This is a genomic window from Burkholderia sp. (assembly GCF_018375725.1).
Taxonomy (GTDB): domain Bacteria; phylum Pseudomonadota; class Gammaproteobacteria; order Burkholderiales; family Burkholderiaceae; genus Burkholderia.
The window spans coordinates 1-15,665 of record NZ_JAHACR010000073.1 but is presented as its reverse complement, the minus strand read 5'-3'; the positions used below and the strand labels follow the sequence as shown (position 1 = coordinate 15,665).

The window sequence follows — 15,665 nt, the reverse complement described above, 5'->3', positions numbered from 1 at the left end:
CCGATGTCGTGCGGATCGACGGGCTTCAGCGCGCACAGCACGCACAGCTTTTCGTCGCGCACGGAATCGGAATCCATCGAATGCGGCGGCTCCATCGCGACGATCGACAGGAGCTGCAGCAGGTGGTTCTGCACCATGTCGCGCAGCGCGCCGGTGTTGTCGTAGAAATCGCCGCGCGCCTCGACGCCCAGCTCCTCGGCGATCGTGATCTGGATACTCTCGACCCATTCGCGGCGCCACATCGGCTCGAACAGCACATTGCCGAAGCGCAGCGCGAGCAGGTTCTGCACGGGCTCCTTGCCGAGGTAGTGGTCGATCCGGTAGATCTGGTCTTCCGCGAAGATCTCGCCGACGGCGTCGTTGATCGCATTCGACGAGCGCAGGTCGTAACCGAGCGGTTTCTCGAGCACGATGCGCGCGCCCTGGTTCAGCCCGACCGCGGCGAGCGCCTTGCAGATCGGCACGAACAGCGACGGGCCGGTCGCGAGATAGAACACCCGGGTGCCGGACAGCTGCTCGACCGTGTCGCGCAGCACGGCGTAATCCTCCGCGCGGCCGAGGTCGAGCTTCACGTAGACGAAGCGCGCGAGGAAGCTTTTCCATTCGGCTTCGTCGAACGCGCCGTGCGCGGCTTTCACCGCGTGCGGTTTCACGTGTTCCTCGACCCATTCGAGATATCCGGCGAGATCCGCCGCATGGCGCGCGACGGCGACGATCCGGCCGCTCTCCGCCAGCATGTGCGCGCGGTGCGCCTCGAACAGCGCCGGGAGGATCTTGCGCATCGACAGGTCGCCGGTGCCGCCGAAAAGTACGAAGGTGAAGCTGGAATCGGTATGCATGTGTCTCCGCCGGTGAGGGGGGCTGAAAAGCGATCCGTAGTGCGATAAAAATATTTTTGACACTGAATTGTAGTTTAACTACAATCCGCCGCAAGGGGTAGCACCCGGGCGAAGAAAAAATGAAGCGCAGTCAAGAGAACCGCGCGTGCTTCGCCGGCGGGGGCGCCAGTTGCCGAATGTTATCGGACATTGACGACGCGCACAGAGCGCGTGTCGTCGGCCCCAGGCTCGCGCCGCGTCGCGGCGGGCCAGAAACACAAGATGGAGACAAGCCGTTGAAGCCCGAATCACGCTTTCCGTACCTGTATCTGTAAGAGCCCGCGGCCGGTCATCGGCCCGCACGCGCCACGCGTCGCTCGCGGCTCGATTTCCCCGTCGTCGTCAAGAAGCCGGTTCCCGTCGATGGAATCTCACGAGTTGATCCAGTCTGGAGGAGATAAGTAATGAAAGTTCGCGCGATCATGGGTGCGCTGTGTGCTGCGGGTCTGATGCTCGGCGCCGTGGCGGCGCAGGCGGCAGAGAATGTGACGGTGCTGCACTGGTGGACCTCGGGCGGCGAGTCGAAGGCGGTCGGCGTGCTGAAGGACGACCTGCAGAAGCAGGGCTACGTCTGGAAGGATTTCGCCGTCGCAGGCGGCGCCGGCGCAGCGGCGATGACCGCGCTGAAGACCAAGGTGATCAGCGGCGACGCGCCGTCTGCCGCACAGATCAAGGGCCCGCTGATCCAGGACTGGGCGGAGCAGGGCGTGCTCGTCAACATCGACCCGGTCGCGGGCGACTGGAAACAGAGCCTGCCGCCCGAGATCGACAGGATCATGAAGTACAAGGGCCATTACGTCGGCGCGCCGTTCGCGGTGCACCGCGTGAACTGGCTGTACGTGAACAAGGCTGCGCTGGACAAGGTCGGCGCGAAGGTGCCGACCACGTGGCCCGAATTCTTCCAGGTTGCCGACAAGCTGAAGGCGGCCGGCATCCAGCCGGTGGCGATGGGCGGCCAGCCGTGGCAGGACCTGACGCTGTGGGAAGACGTCGTGCTGTCGCAGGGCGCGGATTTCTACCGCAAGGCGCTGGTCGATCTCGACCAGAAGACGCTGACGTCGGACAGGATGGTCGACGTGTTCAATACGGTGCGCAAGATCCAGGGTTACTTCGACAGCGGCCGCAACGGGCGTGACTGGAACCTCGCGACCGCGATGGTCATCAACGGCCGTGCCGGCATGCAGTTCATGGGCGACTGGGCGAAGGGCGAGTTCGAGGGCGCCGGCAAGAAGGCGGGCAAGGACTACCTCTGTGCGCCGGTGCCGGGCACGGCGAACGCCTACACGTTCAACGTCGATTCGTTCGTATTCTTCGAGCAGAAGGGCCAGAAGGCCGCGACGCCGGGCCAGCTCGCGCTCGCGAAGACGATCATGACGCCGGCGTTCCAGGAGCAGTTCAGCCTGATGAAGGGCTCGGTGCCGGTGCGTCTCGGCGTGAAGATGGACAAGTTCGACGACTGCGCGAAGAAGTCGTATGCGGATGAGCAGGTCGCGATCAAGTCGAACGGCTTCGTGCCGTCGCTCGCGCACGGCATGGCGCAGAACGACGCGACCGCCGGCGCGATGACCGACGTCGTGACGAAGTTCATGAACTCGCAGCAGGACGCGAAGAGCGCGGTCGCCGCGCTCGCGAAAGCCGCGAAGGTGAAGTAAGGCGCGATACACGCCCGGCCGGACGCGTTTCATCTGCCGGGCGTTTTCGTATCTGCGGCAGGCGGGCGCGCTCAGGCGGGCCCGTGCCGTACCCGATGCCGCTCCCCGGCTTGCCGGGCCGCGTCACCTCTCGTACCAGGAGTCGAACCAAGTGGCTGCCCCTCTTAGCGGAAACGGATCCGGCGCGGTCGTCGCCCGGCGCGCGTCGCCGATGTCGGCGTTCGCCGACCGCTGGATTCCGAAGCTGGTGCTCGCGCCCAGCGTGGCGATCGCCGTGGTGTTCATCTACGGCTTCATCCTGATTACCGGCTATCTGTCGCTGACCCGTTCGCGGCTGTTGCCGAACTACGAATTCGACGGCTTCGACCGCTACGTCGATCTGTTCCAGAACGACGTATGGTGGACGTCCGCCGCGAACCTCGGATGGTTCGGCATTCCGTTCATCGCGATCTGCGTCGCGCTCGGGCTGTTCCTCGCGATCCTGCTCGACCAGAAGATCCGCAGCGAAGGCGCGCTGCGCGCGATCTTCCTGTATCCGATGGCGCTGTCGTTCATCGTGACGGGTACCGCGTGGCAATGGATCCTGAATCCCGGCCTCGGCCTGGAGAAGGTGATGCACGACTGGGGCTGGACGAGTTTTTCGTTCGGCTGGCTCGACGATCCGGACAAGGCGATCTTCTGCGTCGTGATCGCGGCCGTATGGCAATCGACCGGCTTCGTGATGGCGCTGTTCCTCGCCGGCCTGCGCGGCGTCGACAGCGAGATCTTCAAGGCCGCGCAGGTCGACGGCGCGACGCTGCCGACGATCTACCGCAAGATCGTGATCCCGAGCATGCGCCCGGTGTTCTTCTCGGTGCTGCTGATCCTCTGCCACATCACGATCAAGACCTTCGACCTCGTCGTCGCGCTGACGGCGGGCGGGCCGGGCACGTCGTCGTCGCTGCCGGCGATGTTCATGTACACGTTCTCGTTCAACCGCGGGCAGCTGGGGCTGGGCGCGGCGTCGTCCGTGATGATGCTCGCGACCGTGGTGGCGGTGCTCGTGCCGCTGATGTATCTGGAATCGAGGAGCACGCGCAATGCAGCCTAAAGCGACCCTGAGCCGGGCGGTGATCTACGCGGCGCTGATCCTGTTCGCGCTGTACTTCCTGTTTCCGATCTACGTGATGCTGTCGACGTCGTTCAAGGATCTCGACCAGCTGCGCACGGGCAACCTGCTGACGCCGCCGTCGCACTGGACATTCGCGCCGTGGGTCAAGGCGTGGAGCGAGGCCTGCACCGGCGTGCGCTGCGACGGCATGAAGCCGTTCTTCCTGAATTCGCTGCAGATGGTGATCCCGGCCGTGCTGATCTCGTCGCTGATCGGCGCGTTCAACGGTTACGTGCTCACGCACTGGCGCTTTCGCGGCGCGGATGCGCTGTTCACGATGATGCTGGTCGGCTGTTTCATCCCGTTCCAGGTGATCCTGCTGCCGATGGCGCGCCTGCAGGGCTATTTCGGGCTGGCCAACACGATTCCGGGCCTCGTGTTCGTGCACGTCGTCTACGGGATTGCGTTCACGACGATGTTCTTCCGCAATTTCTACGTGAGCGTGCCCGCCGAGCTCGTGAAGGCGGCGCGCATCGACGGCGCGGGCTTCTTCACGATCTTCACGAAGATCCTGCTGCCGGTGTCGCTGCCGATCTTCATGGTGTGCCTGATCTGGCAGTTCACGCAGATCTGGAACGACTTCCTGTTCGGCATCGTGTTCTCCGGCGTCGATTCGATGCCGATCACGGTCGCGCTGAACAACCTCGTCAACACGTCGACGGGCGTGAAGGAATACAACGTCGACATGGCGGGCGCGATCATCGCCGCGCTGCCGACGCTGCTCGTCTACGTGATCGCGGGGCGGTACTTCGTGCGCGGCCTGACGGCGGGCGCGGTGAAGGGCTGAATATCTGAGTACGACGGCGGGTGCGCCGCGAGGCGCACCCGGAACGAACCCGACGCGGCGCGCCGCGCTTTGCATGGGACCGGAGCAGGCGCGAAAGCGCCCGCTCCGGCTGACACAAGAGACAGAGGATTCACAGCATGGCAAGCCTTTCCATCCGTGACGTGTACAAGACCTACCCGAACGGGGTGCCGGTTCTGAAGGGGGTCGACATCGAAATCGAGGACGGTCAGTTCCTGATTCTCGTCGGCGGCTCGGGCTGCGGGAAATCGACGCTGCTCAACATGATCGCCGGCCTTGAAACGGTCACGCGCGGCGAGATCCGGATCGACGGCAAGGTCGTCAACGAACTGTCGCCGAAGGATCGCGATATCGCGATGGTGTTCCAGTCGTATGCGCTGTATCCGTCGATGACGGTGCGCGAGAACATCTCGTTCGGCCTGAACATCCGCAAGGTGCCGAAGAGCGAGCAGCAGCAGATCGTCGATCGCGTGTCGCAGATGCTGCAGATCCAGCATCTGCTTGACCGCAAGCCGGGCCAGCTGTCGGGCGGCCAGCGGCAGCGCGTCGCGATGGGCCGCGCGCTCGCCCGCGATCCGGCGCTGTTCCTGTTCGACGAGCCGCTGTCGAACCTCGATGCAAAGCTGCGCATCGAGATGCGCGCGGAAATCAAGCTGTTGCACCAGCGCCTCGGCACGACGATCGTCTACGTCACGCACGATCAGATCGAGGCGATGACGCTCGGCGACCGCATCGCGGTGATGAAGGATGGCGTCGTCCAGCAGTTCGGTGCGCCGCAGGAGATCTACGATTCGCCGGCGAACCTGTTCGTCGCGGGTTTCATCGGCGCACCGCCGATTAACTTCATCAACGGCAGGCTGGTGGAGCAGGGCAGCGGCGTCGGGCTGGAAATCGACACGGGCGTGTCGCGCGGCGTGCTGAACCTGCCGTTCGACGCCGCGACGCTGAAGGCGCACATCGGGCGCGAGGTGATCCTCGGGCTGCGTCCGGAGCGCATCACCGACGCGCGCAACGCGCACAACGGCGAGGCGTCGCGGCTGCAGCCGGTCGACGTGCGCGTCGACGTGACGGAGCCGACCGGCCCGGATACACACGTATTCGCGCAGTTGAACGGCAAGCGCATCGTGAGCCGCGTGCATCCGGCTGCGAATCCGCAGCCGGCGCAGACGCTGTCGCTGCTGTTCGATGTGTCGAAGGCGGTGCTGTTCGATCCGGCTTCGGAAGAGCGGATTGCTTGACGTTGACCGGGACACCGCACATGACAAGGGGCCGTATCGACGGCCCCTTGTGCATTGAACGGTTGCCGCACTCAGTGCGGCAACCTGATGTCGAACTTGTACGTGACGAGCCGCGCGGTGAGGATGAACCCGGTCGCGAGCAGCACGCTGTAGACGGAATCGACGTTCAGCCACACGAGCAGCAGATAGAACCAGCCGCCGGCGAATGCGCAGGTCGCGTACGGCCGCGAGTCGCGCAGGATCAGCGGAATGTCGTTGCACAGCACGTCGCGGACGATCCCGCCGACGACGCCGGTAATCACGCCCATCATCACGGAGATGAAGCGCGGCATCCCCGCGTCGAGCGCGATCGACGTGCCGGAAATGCTGAAGATGCCGAGCCCGATCGCATCGGCGACGAGCAGCATCCGTTCGGCCGACAGCCGCGACAGCATCCGCAGCACGAACGGCGCGAACAGCGCCATCGCGAAGATCACCAATACGTAGCCGTCGTGCACGACCCAGTAGAACGGCCGGCGCTCGAGCAGGATGTCGCGCACCGTGCCGCCGCCGAACGCGGTCGCCAGCGCGACGACGAAGGTGCCGACCGAGTCGAGCCGGTTCTTGCGTGCCTCGATGAAACCGGAAATCGCGAATGCGAGCGTCGCGATCGCCTCCATCACGGCGATCGCGAGCGTCAGCCTAGGATGCGGCACGCGGCCCCCGATCGCCCGGCGCGGCCGACGGCTGCAACAGCACCAGCACGGCGCCCGCGCCACCGTCGTTGGCGCGCGCCTCGCAGAATGCGATCACTTCTTCCTTCTGCACGAGCCATGCGCGCACCTTGCCCTTCAGCACCGGTTCCTTGCCGACCGAGCCGAGGCCCTTGCCGTGAATCACGCGCAGGCAGCGCAGCCCCTTCTTGCCGGCTTCGCGGACGAAGTCGGCGAGCGCCTCGCGCGCTTCGTCGCGCCGCATGCCGTGCAGGTCGAGCTGCGCTTGCACGACCCACGCACCGCTGCGCAGCCTGCGCACGACATCCCGGCTTACGCCGGGGCGGTGGTAGTACAGCGATTCGTCGCTGTCGAGCAGCGTCTCGGGATCGAACTCGTCGGACAGGGTCGCGCTCAGCACGGCTTCTTCGTCGCGCTGCGTCTGCTTTGGCACGGGCGCGGGCGCCATGCGGCCGGACGATGCACGCGGTGGCGCGTCGAGCGGCTTGATATCGCCGATTTCCGCACGGAACAGGTTCGCGTCGGCATCGGCCTGACGTTTGGCCTGCTGGGCAACGGCACGCTCGCGCTCGCGGCGTTCGGCTTCGCCCTTGAGTGCGGTGCGCAGTGAGCCGAGGCCGGCCAGGCCCTGGCCGCGTATATCGGCGGACGTGGGCGCCGGCGTCGCGGCAGGGGCGGGTTTGTCGGGACGGGCGGCGATCTGCCGCTTCGCGGGATCGCTCGGATGGGGCTGGTTTTTCGCCATGGGGTCACACGCAGGACATTTGGTGCGCGCGGGGGCGCGGCACAAAAAAAGCCGCTGCGCGGCGGCAGCGGCTTGTTGCAGGCAGACGGCGCGACAGCGGACGCCATTGTAGCGCCCGGCGCGGGATGGTTCACGCCGGGCGTGTCGGTCGCGGGCTCATCCGCTGCCGGGGCAGTTGTAGCGGGATGGTCGCTCTGAGATCGCCCGCTGCGGGATGGCCCACCCCGGGATGGCCCGCCCCGGGAGCGCCCGCCGCGCCATTGACTTACTTGCGGTCGTGCAGGGTTTCGAGGAAGCGCTGCGCGTCCAGCGCAGCCATGCAACCCGTGCCCGCGCTCGTGATCGCCTGGCGGTAGACGTTGTCCTGCACGTCGCCCGCGGCGAACACGCCCGTCACGCTCGTCGCGGTCGCATTGCCCTGCAGACCGCTCTTCGTCAGGATGTAGCCGTCCTTCATCTCGAGCTGGCCCTGGAAGATGTCGGTGTTCGGCTTGTGGCCGATCGCGACGAACACGCCCTGCACGGCGATGTCCTCGGTCGCGCCGGTATGCACGTTCTTGAGGCGCAGGCCCGTGACGCCGGAATCCTCGCCCGTCACTTCGTCGAGCACGGTGTCCCACTTGATCTCGACGATGCCTTCCTTCTCCTTTTCGAGCAGGCGGTCGACGAGGATCGGCTCGGCGCGGAACTTGTCGCGGCGGTGGATCACGGTGACCTTCTTCGCGATGCCGGTCAGGTAGAGCGCTTCCTCGACCGCGGTGTTGCCGCCGCCGATCACGGCGACGTTCTGGCCGCGGTAGAAAAAGCCGTCGCAGGTCGCGCAGGCCGACACGCCCTTGCCCATGAACGCTTCCTCGGACGACAGGCCGAGATACTGCGCCGATGCGCCGGTCGCGATGATCAGCGCATCGCAGGTGTATTCATTGGCGTCGCCGATCAGGCGGATCGGTTTCTCGTGCAGCTTCGCGGTATGGATGTGATCGAAAACGATCTCGGTGTTGAAGCGCTCGGCGTGTTCGAGAAAGCGCTGCATCAGTTCGGGACCCTGCACGCCTTTCGCGTCCGCCGGCCAGTTTTCGACGTCGGTCGTGGTCATCAGCTGGCCGCCCTGGGCGATGCCGGTGACGAGCACCGGAGACAGGTTCGCGCGGGCCGCATAGACGGCAGCCGTATAGCCGGCGGGGCCGGAACCGAGAATCAGGACTTTGGCGTGTTTGGGCGTGGACATGTGCGAGATCCGTAAAAGGCGGCCGCGGCAGGCGGGATAAGCCCGCCGGACGGTCTGGGTTGACCGGGCTGCCGTCATAGATGGGTATCAGACGCGCATTATAAATGCCCGGATGCGGCGTTGCCGAACGAGAGTTTCAATCGCGACGATAGCGTTTTGCAGGGCAGGGCTGTTCCGGCGGGCTGCGCGCGCCGTCACGAAGCGGACATATCCTGGATCAGGACGGCATCTCGGCGGCTCCGCCTCGGCGGCCCCACTCAGGCGGCTCCGCCCAGGCGGCCCCGCGTAACCGTCATTTACATTTGCGCGGGCCGCGCTGCGTTTACAATAAGCGGGATCGAACGATCGGCGGGCGCGGCCCGCCTTCTTTATACGGATTCATGGCAAAAGCCCCTTATTCCGCTCAGGCACAGGCACAGGCGCTGCCGCACCGGATGTCGAAGCTCCTCACGGAGATCCGCTGGATTCTCCAGGTCGCGGCCTGTGCATTTCTGGTGATGGCCCTGTTGAGTTACAGCCGGCGCGACCCGAGCTGGACGCATGCCGCGCAGGTCGATCACATCTCGAACTGGGCCGGCCGGGTCGGCGCATGGACGGCGGATATCCTGCTGCTGCTGTTCGGCCTGTCCGCGTACTGGCTGCTCGTGCCGCTCGGCCGCCGGATCGCCGCCAACTACCGCCGCATCACGCATCACGAGCCGCTCGACGACGAGCCGGAGCGGCCGGTCGGCTGGCTTGCGGAAGGCGCCGCCTTCGTGCTCGTGCTGCTCGCGAGCGACGGCATCGAGGCGCTGCGCATGTGGTCGCTCAAGGTGCAGCTGCCGCGCGCGCCGGGCGGCGTCGTCGGCGAATCGGTCGCGCGTGCGGTGTCGCATGCGTTCGGCTTCACGGGCGGCACGCTCGCGCTGCTGATCGCGCTGGCGATCGGCCTGTCGCTGTATTTCCGTTTCTCGTGGTTGTCGGTTTCCGAACGCGTCGGCGGCGCGATCCTGTCCGCCGTCAACGTCGCGAAGCTGCGCCGCGAGGCCGAGCGCGATCGCAAGCTCGGCGAAGCCGCGGCCGTGCGCCGCGAAGGCAAGGTCGAGGAGGAGCGTGTCCGCATCGAGGATCACGAGCCGGTCACGATCGTGCCGCCGGTCGTGACGCCTGCGAAATCCGAGCGTGTCGAGAAGGAGCGCCAGGTGCCGCTCTTTACCGACCTGCCGGGCGATTCGACGCTGCCGCCCATCTCGCTGCTCGATCCCGCGCCTGCGGTGCAGGAAGCGATCTCCGCCGACGCACTCGAATTCACGTCGCGCCTGATCGAAAAGAAGCTGAAGGATTTCGGCGTCGACGCGAGTGTCGTCGCCGCCTATCCGGGCCCCGTCGTGACGCGCTACGAGATCGAGCCCGCCACCGGCGTGAAGGGCAGCCAGATCGTCAACCTCGCGAAGGATCTCGCGCGTTCGCTGTCGCTCGTGTCGATCCGCGTCGTCGAGACGATTCCGGGCAAGAACTATATGGCGCTCGAACTGCCGAACCAGCGCCGCCAGACGGTGCATCTGTCGGAGATCATCGGCTCCGAAGTGTATGCGGCCGCACCGTCGGCGCTGACGCTCAGCCTCGGCAAGGACATCGGCGGCAAGCCGGTGTGCGCGGACCTCGCGAAGATGCCGCACCTGCTCGTCGCCGGCACGACCGGTTCGGGCAAGTCGGTCGGGATCAACGCGATGATCCTGTCGCTGCTGTACAAGGCGAGCGCCGAGCAGGTGCGCCTGATCCTGATCGATCCGAAGATGCTTGAAATGAGCGTCTACGAAGGCATCCCGCATCTGCTGTGCCCGGTCGTCACCGACATGCGCCAGGCGGGCCACGCGCTCAACTGGACGGTCGCGGAAATGGAGCGCCGCTACAAGCTGATGAGCAAGCTCGGCGTGCGCAACCTCGCGGGCTACAACAACAAGATCGACGACGCGGCGAAGCGCGAGGAGAAGATCCCGAACCCGTTCAGCCTGACGCCGGAGGATCCGGAGCCGCTCGGCCGCCTGCCGAACATCGTCGTCGTGATCGACGAGCTGGCCGACCTGATGATGGTCGTCGGCAAGAAGGTCGAGGAGCTGATCGCGCGGATCGCGCAGAAGGCGCGCGCGGCCGGCATCCACCTGATTCTCGCGACCCAGCGTCCGTCGGTCGACGTGATTACCGGCCTCATCAAGGCCAACGTGCCGACGCGGATCGCATTCCAGGTGTCGTCGAAGATCGACTCGCGCACGATTCTCGACCAGATGGGCGCGGAGTCGCTGCTCGGCATGGGCGACATGCTGTACCTGCCGCCGGGCACCGGGCTGCCGGTGCGCGTGCACGGCGCGTTCGTCGCCGACGACGAGGTTCATCGCGTCGTCGAGAAACTCAAGGAGCAGGGCGAGCCGAACTATATCGAGGGCATCCTCGAGGGCGGCACCGTCGATGGCGACGAGGGCTCGGCCGGCGCGGGAACCGGCGAAGGCGGCGGCGAGTCTGATCCGCTGTACGACCAGGCGGTCGAGATCGTCGTCAAGAACCGCCGCGCGTCGATCTCGCTCGTGCAGCGCCATCTGCGCATCGGCTACAACCGCGCGGCGCGGCTGCTGGAGCAGATGGAGCAGTCGGGGCTCGTGTCGGCGATGTCGTCGAGCGGCAACCGCGAAATTCTTGTGCCGGTCCGCGACGCGGAATGAGTCCGCGGCGCGCACGGCGCCGGCCACCCACGGAGAAAACCGCAACATGCAGCACTATTCTTCAGTCCATCCCCTTCGCTCGACGCGGCGCTGGCTCGGCGCGGCGCTCGCGGGCGCATCGCTGATGCTCGCGGCGACGCATGCGTTCGCGAGCGGCACCGAGCAGCTCAAGGCGTTCGTGTCGCAGGTGCGTTCGGCGAAGGGCGAGTTCACGCAGCAGATCGTCAAGGCGCCGAGCAAGGGCGCGAGCGCGGCGCAGGCCGCCCCGAAAGCCACCGACAATTCGAGCGGCACGTTCGTGTTCTCGCGTCCCGGCAAGTTCATCTGGGCGTATCAGAAGCCGTATCAGCAGCTGCTGCAGGCCGACGGCGAGAAGCTGTATGTCTACGACAAGGACCTGAACCAGGTCACCGAGCGCAAGCTGTCCGGCGCGCTGGGCGCGAGCCCGGCTGCGATCCTGTTCGGCAGCAACGACCTCGACAAGAACTACACGCTGCGCGACGCCGGCGAGAAGGGCGGCATCGACTGGCTCGAACTGCTGCCGAAGGCGCAGGACACGCAGTTCCAGCGGATCGGCATCGGCTTCCGGAACGGCACGCTTGCCGCGATGGAGCTGCATGACGTGTTCGGCAACGTCACCTTGCTGACCTTCACGAAGATCCAGACCAACCCGCCGCTGAAGGCGGATACGTTCAAGTTCGTCGTGCCGAAGGGCGCGGACGTGATCAACGGCTGACCGGCGCATCGCGCCGAATGCCAGCGGGCCCGCCAGCGATGGCGGGCCCGTGTCGTTTCCGGGCGCGGTGGCGCGGTCGTGCGGCTGTCATAATGGCGGATCCGGCGGCCATGTCAGGCCGCGACCGAATGATGTGGAGCCAAGGTACATGTCCGACCTGTTTGAAGTCGAACCGCGCCGGCCGCTCGCCGAGGCGCTGCGGCCGAAGACGCTTGCCGAAGTGATCGGCCAGACGCATTTGCTCGGCGAAGGCAAGCCGTTACGGCTCGCGTTCGAATCGGGCAAGCCGCATTCGATGATCCTCTGGGGGCCGCCCGGCGTCGGCAAGACCACGCTCGCGCGGCTGACCGCGCTGGCGTTCGACTGCGAGTTCATCGCGCTGTCGGCGGTGCTCGGCGGTGTGAAGGATATCCGCGAGGCGATGGAGCATGCGCGGGACACGCTCAACCGAACCGGCCGTCACACGATCCTGTTCGTCGACGAAATCCACCGCTTCAACAAGGGCCAGCAGGATGCATTGCTGCCGTTTGTCGAATCGGGGCTCGTGACCTTCATCGGCGCGACGACCGAGAACCCGAGCTTCGAGGTCAATTCGGCGCTGCTGTCGCGTGCGCAGGTCTACGTGCTGAAGTCGCTCACCGACGACGAGATGCGCCAGTTGCTCAAGCGCGCGCAGGAGATCGCGCTCGAGGGCCTCGCGTTCGACGACAAGGCGGTCGATACGCTGATCGGCTATGCGGACGGCGACGCGCGGCGCTTCCTGAACCTGCTCGAGCAGGCGCAGACGGCGGCGTCGTCCGCCGGCATGACGACGATCGACGCCGAGTTCGTCAGCAATGCGATGACGCTCAACGCGCGCCGTTTCGACAAGGGCGGCGACAATTTCTACGACCAGATCTCGGCGCTGCACAAGTCGGTGCGCGGTTCGAGCCCGGACGGCGCGCTGTACTGGTTCTGCCGGATGATCGACGGCGGCGCGGATCCGAAGTATCTCGCGCGGCGGATCGTGCGGATGGCGTGGGAAGACATCGGCCTCGCGGATCCGCGTGCGATGCAGGTCGTCAACGACGCGGCCGAGACGTACGAACGGCTCGGCTCGCCCGAAGGCGAACTGGCGCTCGCGCAGGCGGTGATCTATCTCGCCTGCGCGGCAAAGAGCAATGCGGGCTACAACGCCTTCAACCAGGCGATGTCGTTCGTGCGGCAGGACAAGTCGCGCGAAGTGCCCGTGCATCTGCGCAACGCGCCGACCAAGCTGATGAAGGAACTCGGCTACGGCCACGCGTACCGCTATGCGCATGACGAGCCGAACGCGTATGCGGCGGGCGAAACCTATCTGCCGGACGGCATGCGCGAGCCGCACTGGTATCAACCGGTGCCGCGCGGGCTCGAGTCGAAGATCGCGGACAAACTCGCGTGGCTGCGCGAGCTCGACCGCGAAGCCGGCAAGAAAAACTCGCGCGGATGATGCGCGTACCCGGCAAGCGGCACGCCGTGACCGCCCCGCGGTGCGTTAGAATTCCCGTCTTACACAACGAATCCCCTGTCCTCCCATGCTTGACATCCAGTTGCTGCGCAAAGACCTCGACGGCGTCGCCAAGCGCCTCGCCGATCGCGGCTACACCCTCGACGTTGCTGCATTCTCCGCGCTCGAAGCGGAGCGCCGCGCGATCCAAACCCGTACCGAAGAGCTGCAGGCGCGCCGCAACAGCCTGAGCAAGCAGATCGGCGCGATGAAGGGGCGGGGCGAGGACACGTCGGCGGTGATGGCGGAAGTCGGCGGCATCGGCGACGAGATGAAGGCGTCGGCGGCGCAGCTCGACGAGATCCAGGCGCGCCTTTCCGACCTGATGCTGGGCATGCCGAACCTGGCGCACGAAAGCGTGCCGGTCGGCGACGACGAGAGCGGCAACGTCGAGGTGCGTCGCTGGGGCGCGCCGCGCCAGTTCGACTTCGAGGCGAAGGACCACGTCGACGTCGGCACGCCGCTCGGCCTCGACTTCGAGACCGGCGCGAAGCTGTCCGGCGCGCGCTTCACGATGCTGCGCGGCCCGATCGCACGCCTGCATCGCGCGCTCGCGCAGTTCATGATCGACACGCACACGCAGCAGCACGGCTATACGGAGACGTACACGCCGTATATCGTGAATCCGGAGATCCTGTACGGCACGGGCCAGCTGCCGAAGTTCGCGGAAGACATGTTCCGCGTCGAGAAGGGCGGTGCCGAGAACACGGTCACGCAATACCTGATTTCGACGTCGGAAATCTCGCTGACGAACACGGTGCGCGAGTCGATCGTCGAGGGCACCGCGCTGCCGATCAAGCTGACGGCGCATTCGCCGTGCTTCCGCTCGGAAGCCGGATCGTATGGCCGCGATACGCGCGGGATGATTCGCCAGCACCAGTTCGACAAGGTCGAGATGGTGCAGGTCGTCGCGCCGGACGCATCGTATGCGGCGCTCGACGAGATGGTCGGTCATGCGGAAGCGATTCTGCAGAAGCTCGGCCTGCCGTATCGCGTGATGGCGCTGTGCACGGGCGATATGAGCTTCTCGGCTGCGAAGACGTTCGACCTCGAAGTGTGGCTGCCCGCGCAGAACACCTATCGCGAGATCTCGAGCTGCTCGAATACCGAAGCGTTCCAGGCGCGCCGGATGCAGGCGCGTTATCGCAACGCGCAGGGCAAGCCGGAACTCGTGCATACGCTGAACGGTTCGGGTCTTGCGGTCGGCCGTACGCTGGTCGCGGTGCTCGAGAACTACCAGAACGCCGACGGCTCGGTCACGGTGCCCGAAGTGCTGCGTCCGTACATGGGCGGCATGGAGCGCATCGACGCGCCTGCACAGGCGTCGTAAGCGCGCGGCAGCAAGTTTCCCAAGCCCTCGCAAAAAAATTGCAAAAAAGGCTTGTGCGTTTCGAAGAGATCGTTCTATAATCTTTTCTTTCGCGGAAACGACCAAACGCGAAAATGCAGTAAAGGAAGGAGAGGTGGCAGAGTGGTCGAATGTACCTGACTCGAAATCAGGCGTACGGTTTCCCCGTACCGTGGGTTCGAATCCCACCCTCTCCGCCAAAATACGAAGCCCCTTGATCCGGAAGGATCAAGGGGTTTTTCGTTTGGGTCTGCGCGCGCCATCGCGGCTCTTTCGCGCATCGTTCGTCCCTCCCGCATTCAGCCAGCCGCACGCATGCCGTTAACAGGATTCGGCAGCGAGCGTCCTTTCCGCGACGCTGCTGTTATTCCCTGTCGATTTCACATGCCATGAAGCTGAGTTACAAGATTCCCGTTGCTTTCGCCGTTGCGCTGCTGCTGATGTTGTCCGGTGCGCTATACGGCATTCATATCCTCAACCGCTCGATCGATACGTTCGCGACCGATGTGCAGACGAACGTCGCCAACGAGCGGCTCGTATCGGCGGCGCTCGTGCAATTCAAGCTGCAAGTCCAGGAGTGGAAGGACACGCTGCTGCGCGGCAAGCAGCCGGAGAAGCTGGACAAATACTGGAATGCATTCCAGACGCGCGAGCGCACGGTCGACGCACTCGCCGCGCAACTCGACAAGCAACTGCCGCCAGGCGAAAGCCGCACGCTCGTCGAGCAATTCATGCAGGCGCATGTGACGATGAGCGCGGGTTACCGGCGCGGCTTCGAGGCGTTCACGGCCTCCGGGTTCGAGCCGACGGTGGGCGACGCGGCGGTCGCGGGCATCGATCGCGAGCCGGCCGCGCTGCTCGAGCGCGCCGCCAGGACGATTGCGGCCGAAAGCGCGGCGGTATCCGTTCAGGCGACCCGCGATGCCCAGCACGACGAGCATCAGCACGATG

At 65.6% G+C, this 15,665-nt stretch carries 12 protein-coding genes, 1 tRNA gene and 1 pseudogene; 10 read left to right on the top strand and 4 right to left on the bottom strand.

Features of this window, described 5'->3' with window-relative positions; genetic code table 11:
• A partial coding sequence (locus KH616_RS11265) for a glucose-6-phosphate dehydrogenase (protein WP_292244065.1) occupies positions 1 to 839 on the bottom strand: 839 nt, incomplete at its 3' end.
• Between the two features lie 443 nt (positions 840 to 1,282).
• Here KH616_RS11265 and KH616_RS11260 point away from each other — a divergent pair.
• The 4 genes from KH616_RS11260 to ugpC all read left to right on the top strand — a co-directional run bounded on the left by KH616_RS11260 (position 1,283) and on the right by ugpC (position 5,723).
• Positions 1,283 to 2,530, top strand: a complete 1,248-nt coding sequence (locus KH616_RS11260; RefSeq protein WP_292244064.1) for an ABC transporter substrate-binding protein — start codon at positions 1,283 to 1,285, stop codon at positions 2,528 to 2,530.
• A 151-nt stretch (positions 2,531 to 2,681) separates the two neighbouring features.
• The gene (locus KH616_RS11255) at positions 2,682 to 3,620 is read left to right on the top strand and encodes a sugar ABC transporter permease (protein ID WP_292244063.1); all 939 of its coding nucleotides are present in this window, start codon (positions 2,682 to 2,684) and stop codon (positions 3,618 to 3,620) included.
• Positions 3,610 to 4,467, top strand: a complete 858-nt coding sequence (locus tag KH616_RS11250; RefSeq protein WP_292244062.1) for a carbohydrate ABC transporter permease — start codon at positions 3,610 to 3,612, stop codon at positions 4,465 to 4,467. Before KH616_RS11255 ends, KH616_RS11250 begins: the two co-directional genes overlap by 11 nt.
• A gap of 137 nt (positions 4,468 to 4,604) precedes the next feature.
• Positions 4,605 to 5,723 (top strand): sn-glycerol-3-phosphate ABC transporter ATP-binding protein UgpC, encoded by a 1,119-nt coding sequence (gene ugpC, locus KH616_RS11245; protein WP_292244060.1) that lies wholly within the window; start codon positions 4,605 to 4,607, stop codon positions 5,721 to 5,723.
• 71 nt (positions 5,724 to 5,794) lie between these two features.
• Here ugpC and KH616_RS11240 read toward each other — a convergent pair whose 3' ends face one another.
• The 3 genes from KH616_RS11240 to trxB form a co-directional block, all read right to left on the bottom strand.
• A complete protein-coding gene (locus KH616_RS11240) occupies positions 5,795 to 6,418 on the bottom strand; it encodes a trimeric intracellular cation channel family protein (protein ID WP_292244059.1) in 624 nt (207 codons plus the stop codon).
• Complete coding sequence (locus tag KH616_RS11235) at positions 6,405 to 7,181, bottom strand: Smr/MutS family protein (RefSeq protein ID WP_292244057.1); 777 nt, start codon at positions 7,179 to 7,181, stop codon at positions 6,405 to 6,407. The genes KH616_RS11240 and KH616_RS11235 overlap by 14 nt, the downstream gene beginning before the upstream one ends.
• A gap of 265 nt (positions 7,182 to 7,446) precedes the next feature.
• Positions 7,447 to 8,409, bottom strand: coding sequence for a thioredoxin-disulfide reductase (gene trxB / locus KH616_RS11230; protein ID WP_292244056.1), 963 nt, complete (start codon positions 8,407 to 8,409; stop codon positions 7,447 to 7,449).
• 380 nt (positions 8,410 to 8,789) lie between these two features.
• On the opposite strand from trxB, the gene KH616_RS11225 reads away from it, so the two are divergent.
• From KH616_RS11225 to KH616_RS11200, 6 genes and pseudogenes are all read left to right on the top strand, one after another.
• Positions 8,790 to 11,105 carry a DNA translocase FtsK gene (locus tag KH616_RS11225; RefSeq protein WP_292244054.1) on the top strand — a complete coding sequence of 772 codons (2,316 nt, stop codon included), beginning with the start codon at positions 8,790 to 8,792 and terminating at the stop codon, positions 11,103 to 11,105.
• A gap of 46 nt (positions 11,106 to 11,151) precedes the next feature.
• A complete protein-coding gene (gene lolA / locus KH616_RS11220; RefSeq protein ID WP_292244052.1) occupies positions 11,152 to 11,841 on the top strand; it encodes an outer membrane lipoprotein chaperone LolA in 690 nt (229 codons plus the stop codon).
• Between the two features lie 148 nt (positions 11,842 to 11,989).
• Positions 11,990 to 13,309 (top strand): replication-associated recombination protein A, encoded by a 1,320-nt coding sequence (locus KH616_RS11215; protein ID WP_292244050.1) that lies wholly within the window; start codon positions 11,990 to 11,992, stop codon positions 13,307 to 13,309.
• Between the two features lie 85 nt (positions 13,310 to 13,394).
• Positions 13,395 to 14,696 carry a serine--tRNA ligase gene (gene serS, locus KH616_RS11210; RefSeq protein WP_292244049.1) on the top strand — a complete coding sequence of 434 codons (1,302 nt, stop codon included), beginning with the start codon at positions 13,395 to 13,397 and terminating at the stop codon, positions 14,694 to 14,696.
• Positions 14,697 to 14,823: 127 nt separating this feature from the next.
• Positions 14,824 to 14,914, top strand: a tRNA-Ser gene (locus KH616_RS11205).
• 189 nt (positions 14,915 to 15,103) lie between these two features.
• Positions 15,104 to 15,665 (top strand): annotated as a pseudogene (locus KH616_RS11200) (methyl-accepting chemotaxis protein); the annotation flags it as partial.

Bases quoted from the DNA above. Each gene is read 5' to 3' on its own strand.
- KH616_RS11260 (WP_292244064.1), top strand. From the start codon at position 1,283: ATGAAAGTTCGCGCGATCATGGGTGCGCTGTGTGCTGCGGGTCTGATG.
- KH616_RS11250 (WP_292244062.1), top strand. From the start codon at position 3,610: ATGCAGCCTAAAGCGACCCTGAGCCGGGCGGTGATCTACGCGGCGCTG.
- ugpC (WP_292244060.1), top strand. From the start codon at position 4,605: ATGGCAAGCCTTTCCATCCGTGACGTGTACAAGACCTACCCGAACGGG.
- KH616_RS11235 (WP_292244057.1), bottom strand. From the start codon at position 7,181: ATGGCGAAAAACCAGCCCCATCCGAGCGATCCCGCGAAGCGGCAGATC.
- trxB (WP_292244056.1), bottom strand. From the start codon at position 8,409: ATGTCCACGCCCAAACACGCCAAAGTCCTGATTCTCGGTTCCGGCCCC.
- KH616_RS11225 (WP_292244054.1), top strand. From the start codon at position 8,790: ATGGCAAAAGCCCCTTATTCCGCTCAGGCACAGGCACAGGCGCTGCCG.
- lolA (WP_292244052.1), top strand. From the start codon at position 11,152: ATGCAGCACTATTCTTCAGTCCATCCCCTTCGCTCGACGCGGCGCTGG.
- KH616_RS11215 (WP_292244050.1), top strand. From the start codon at position 11,990: ATGTCCGACCTGTTTGAAGTCGAACCGCGCCGGCCGCTCGCCGAGGCG.
- serS (WP_292244049.1), top strand. From the start codon at position 13,395: ATGCTTGACATCCAGTTGCTGCGCAAAGACCTCGACGGCGTCGCCAAG.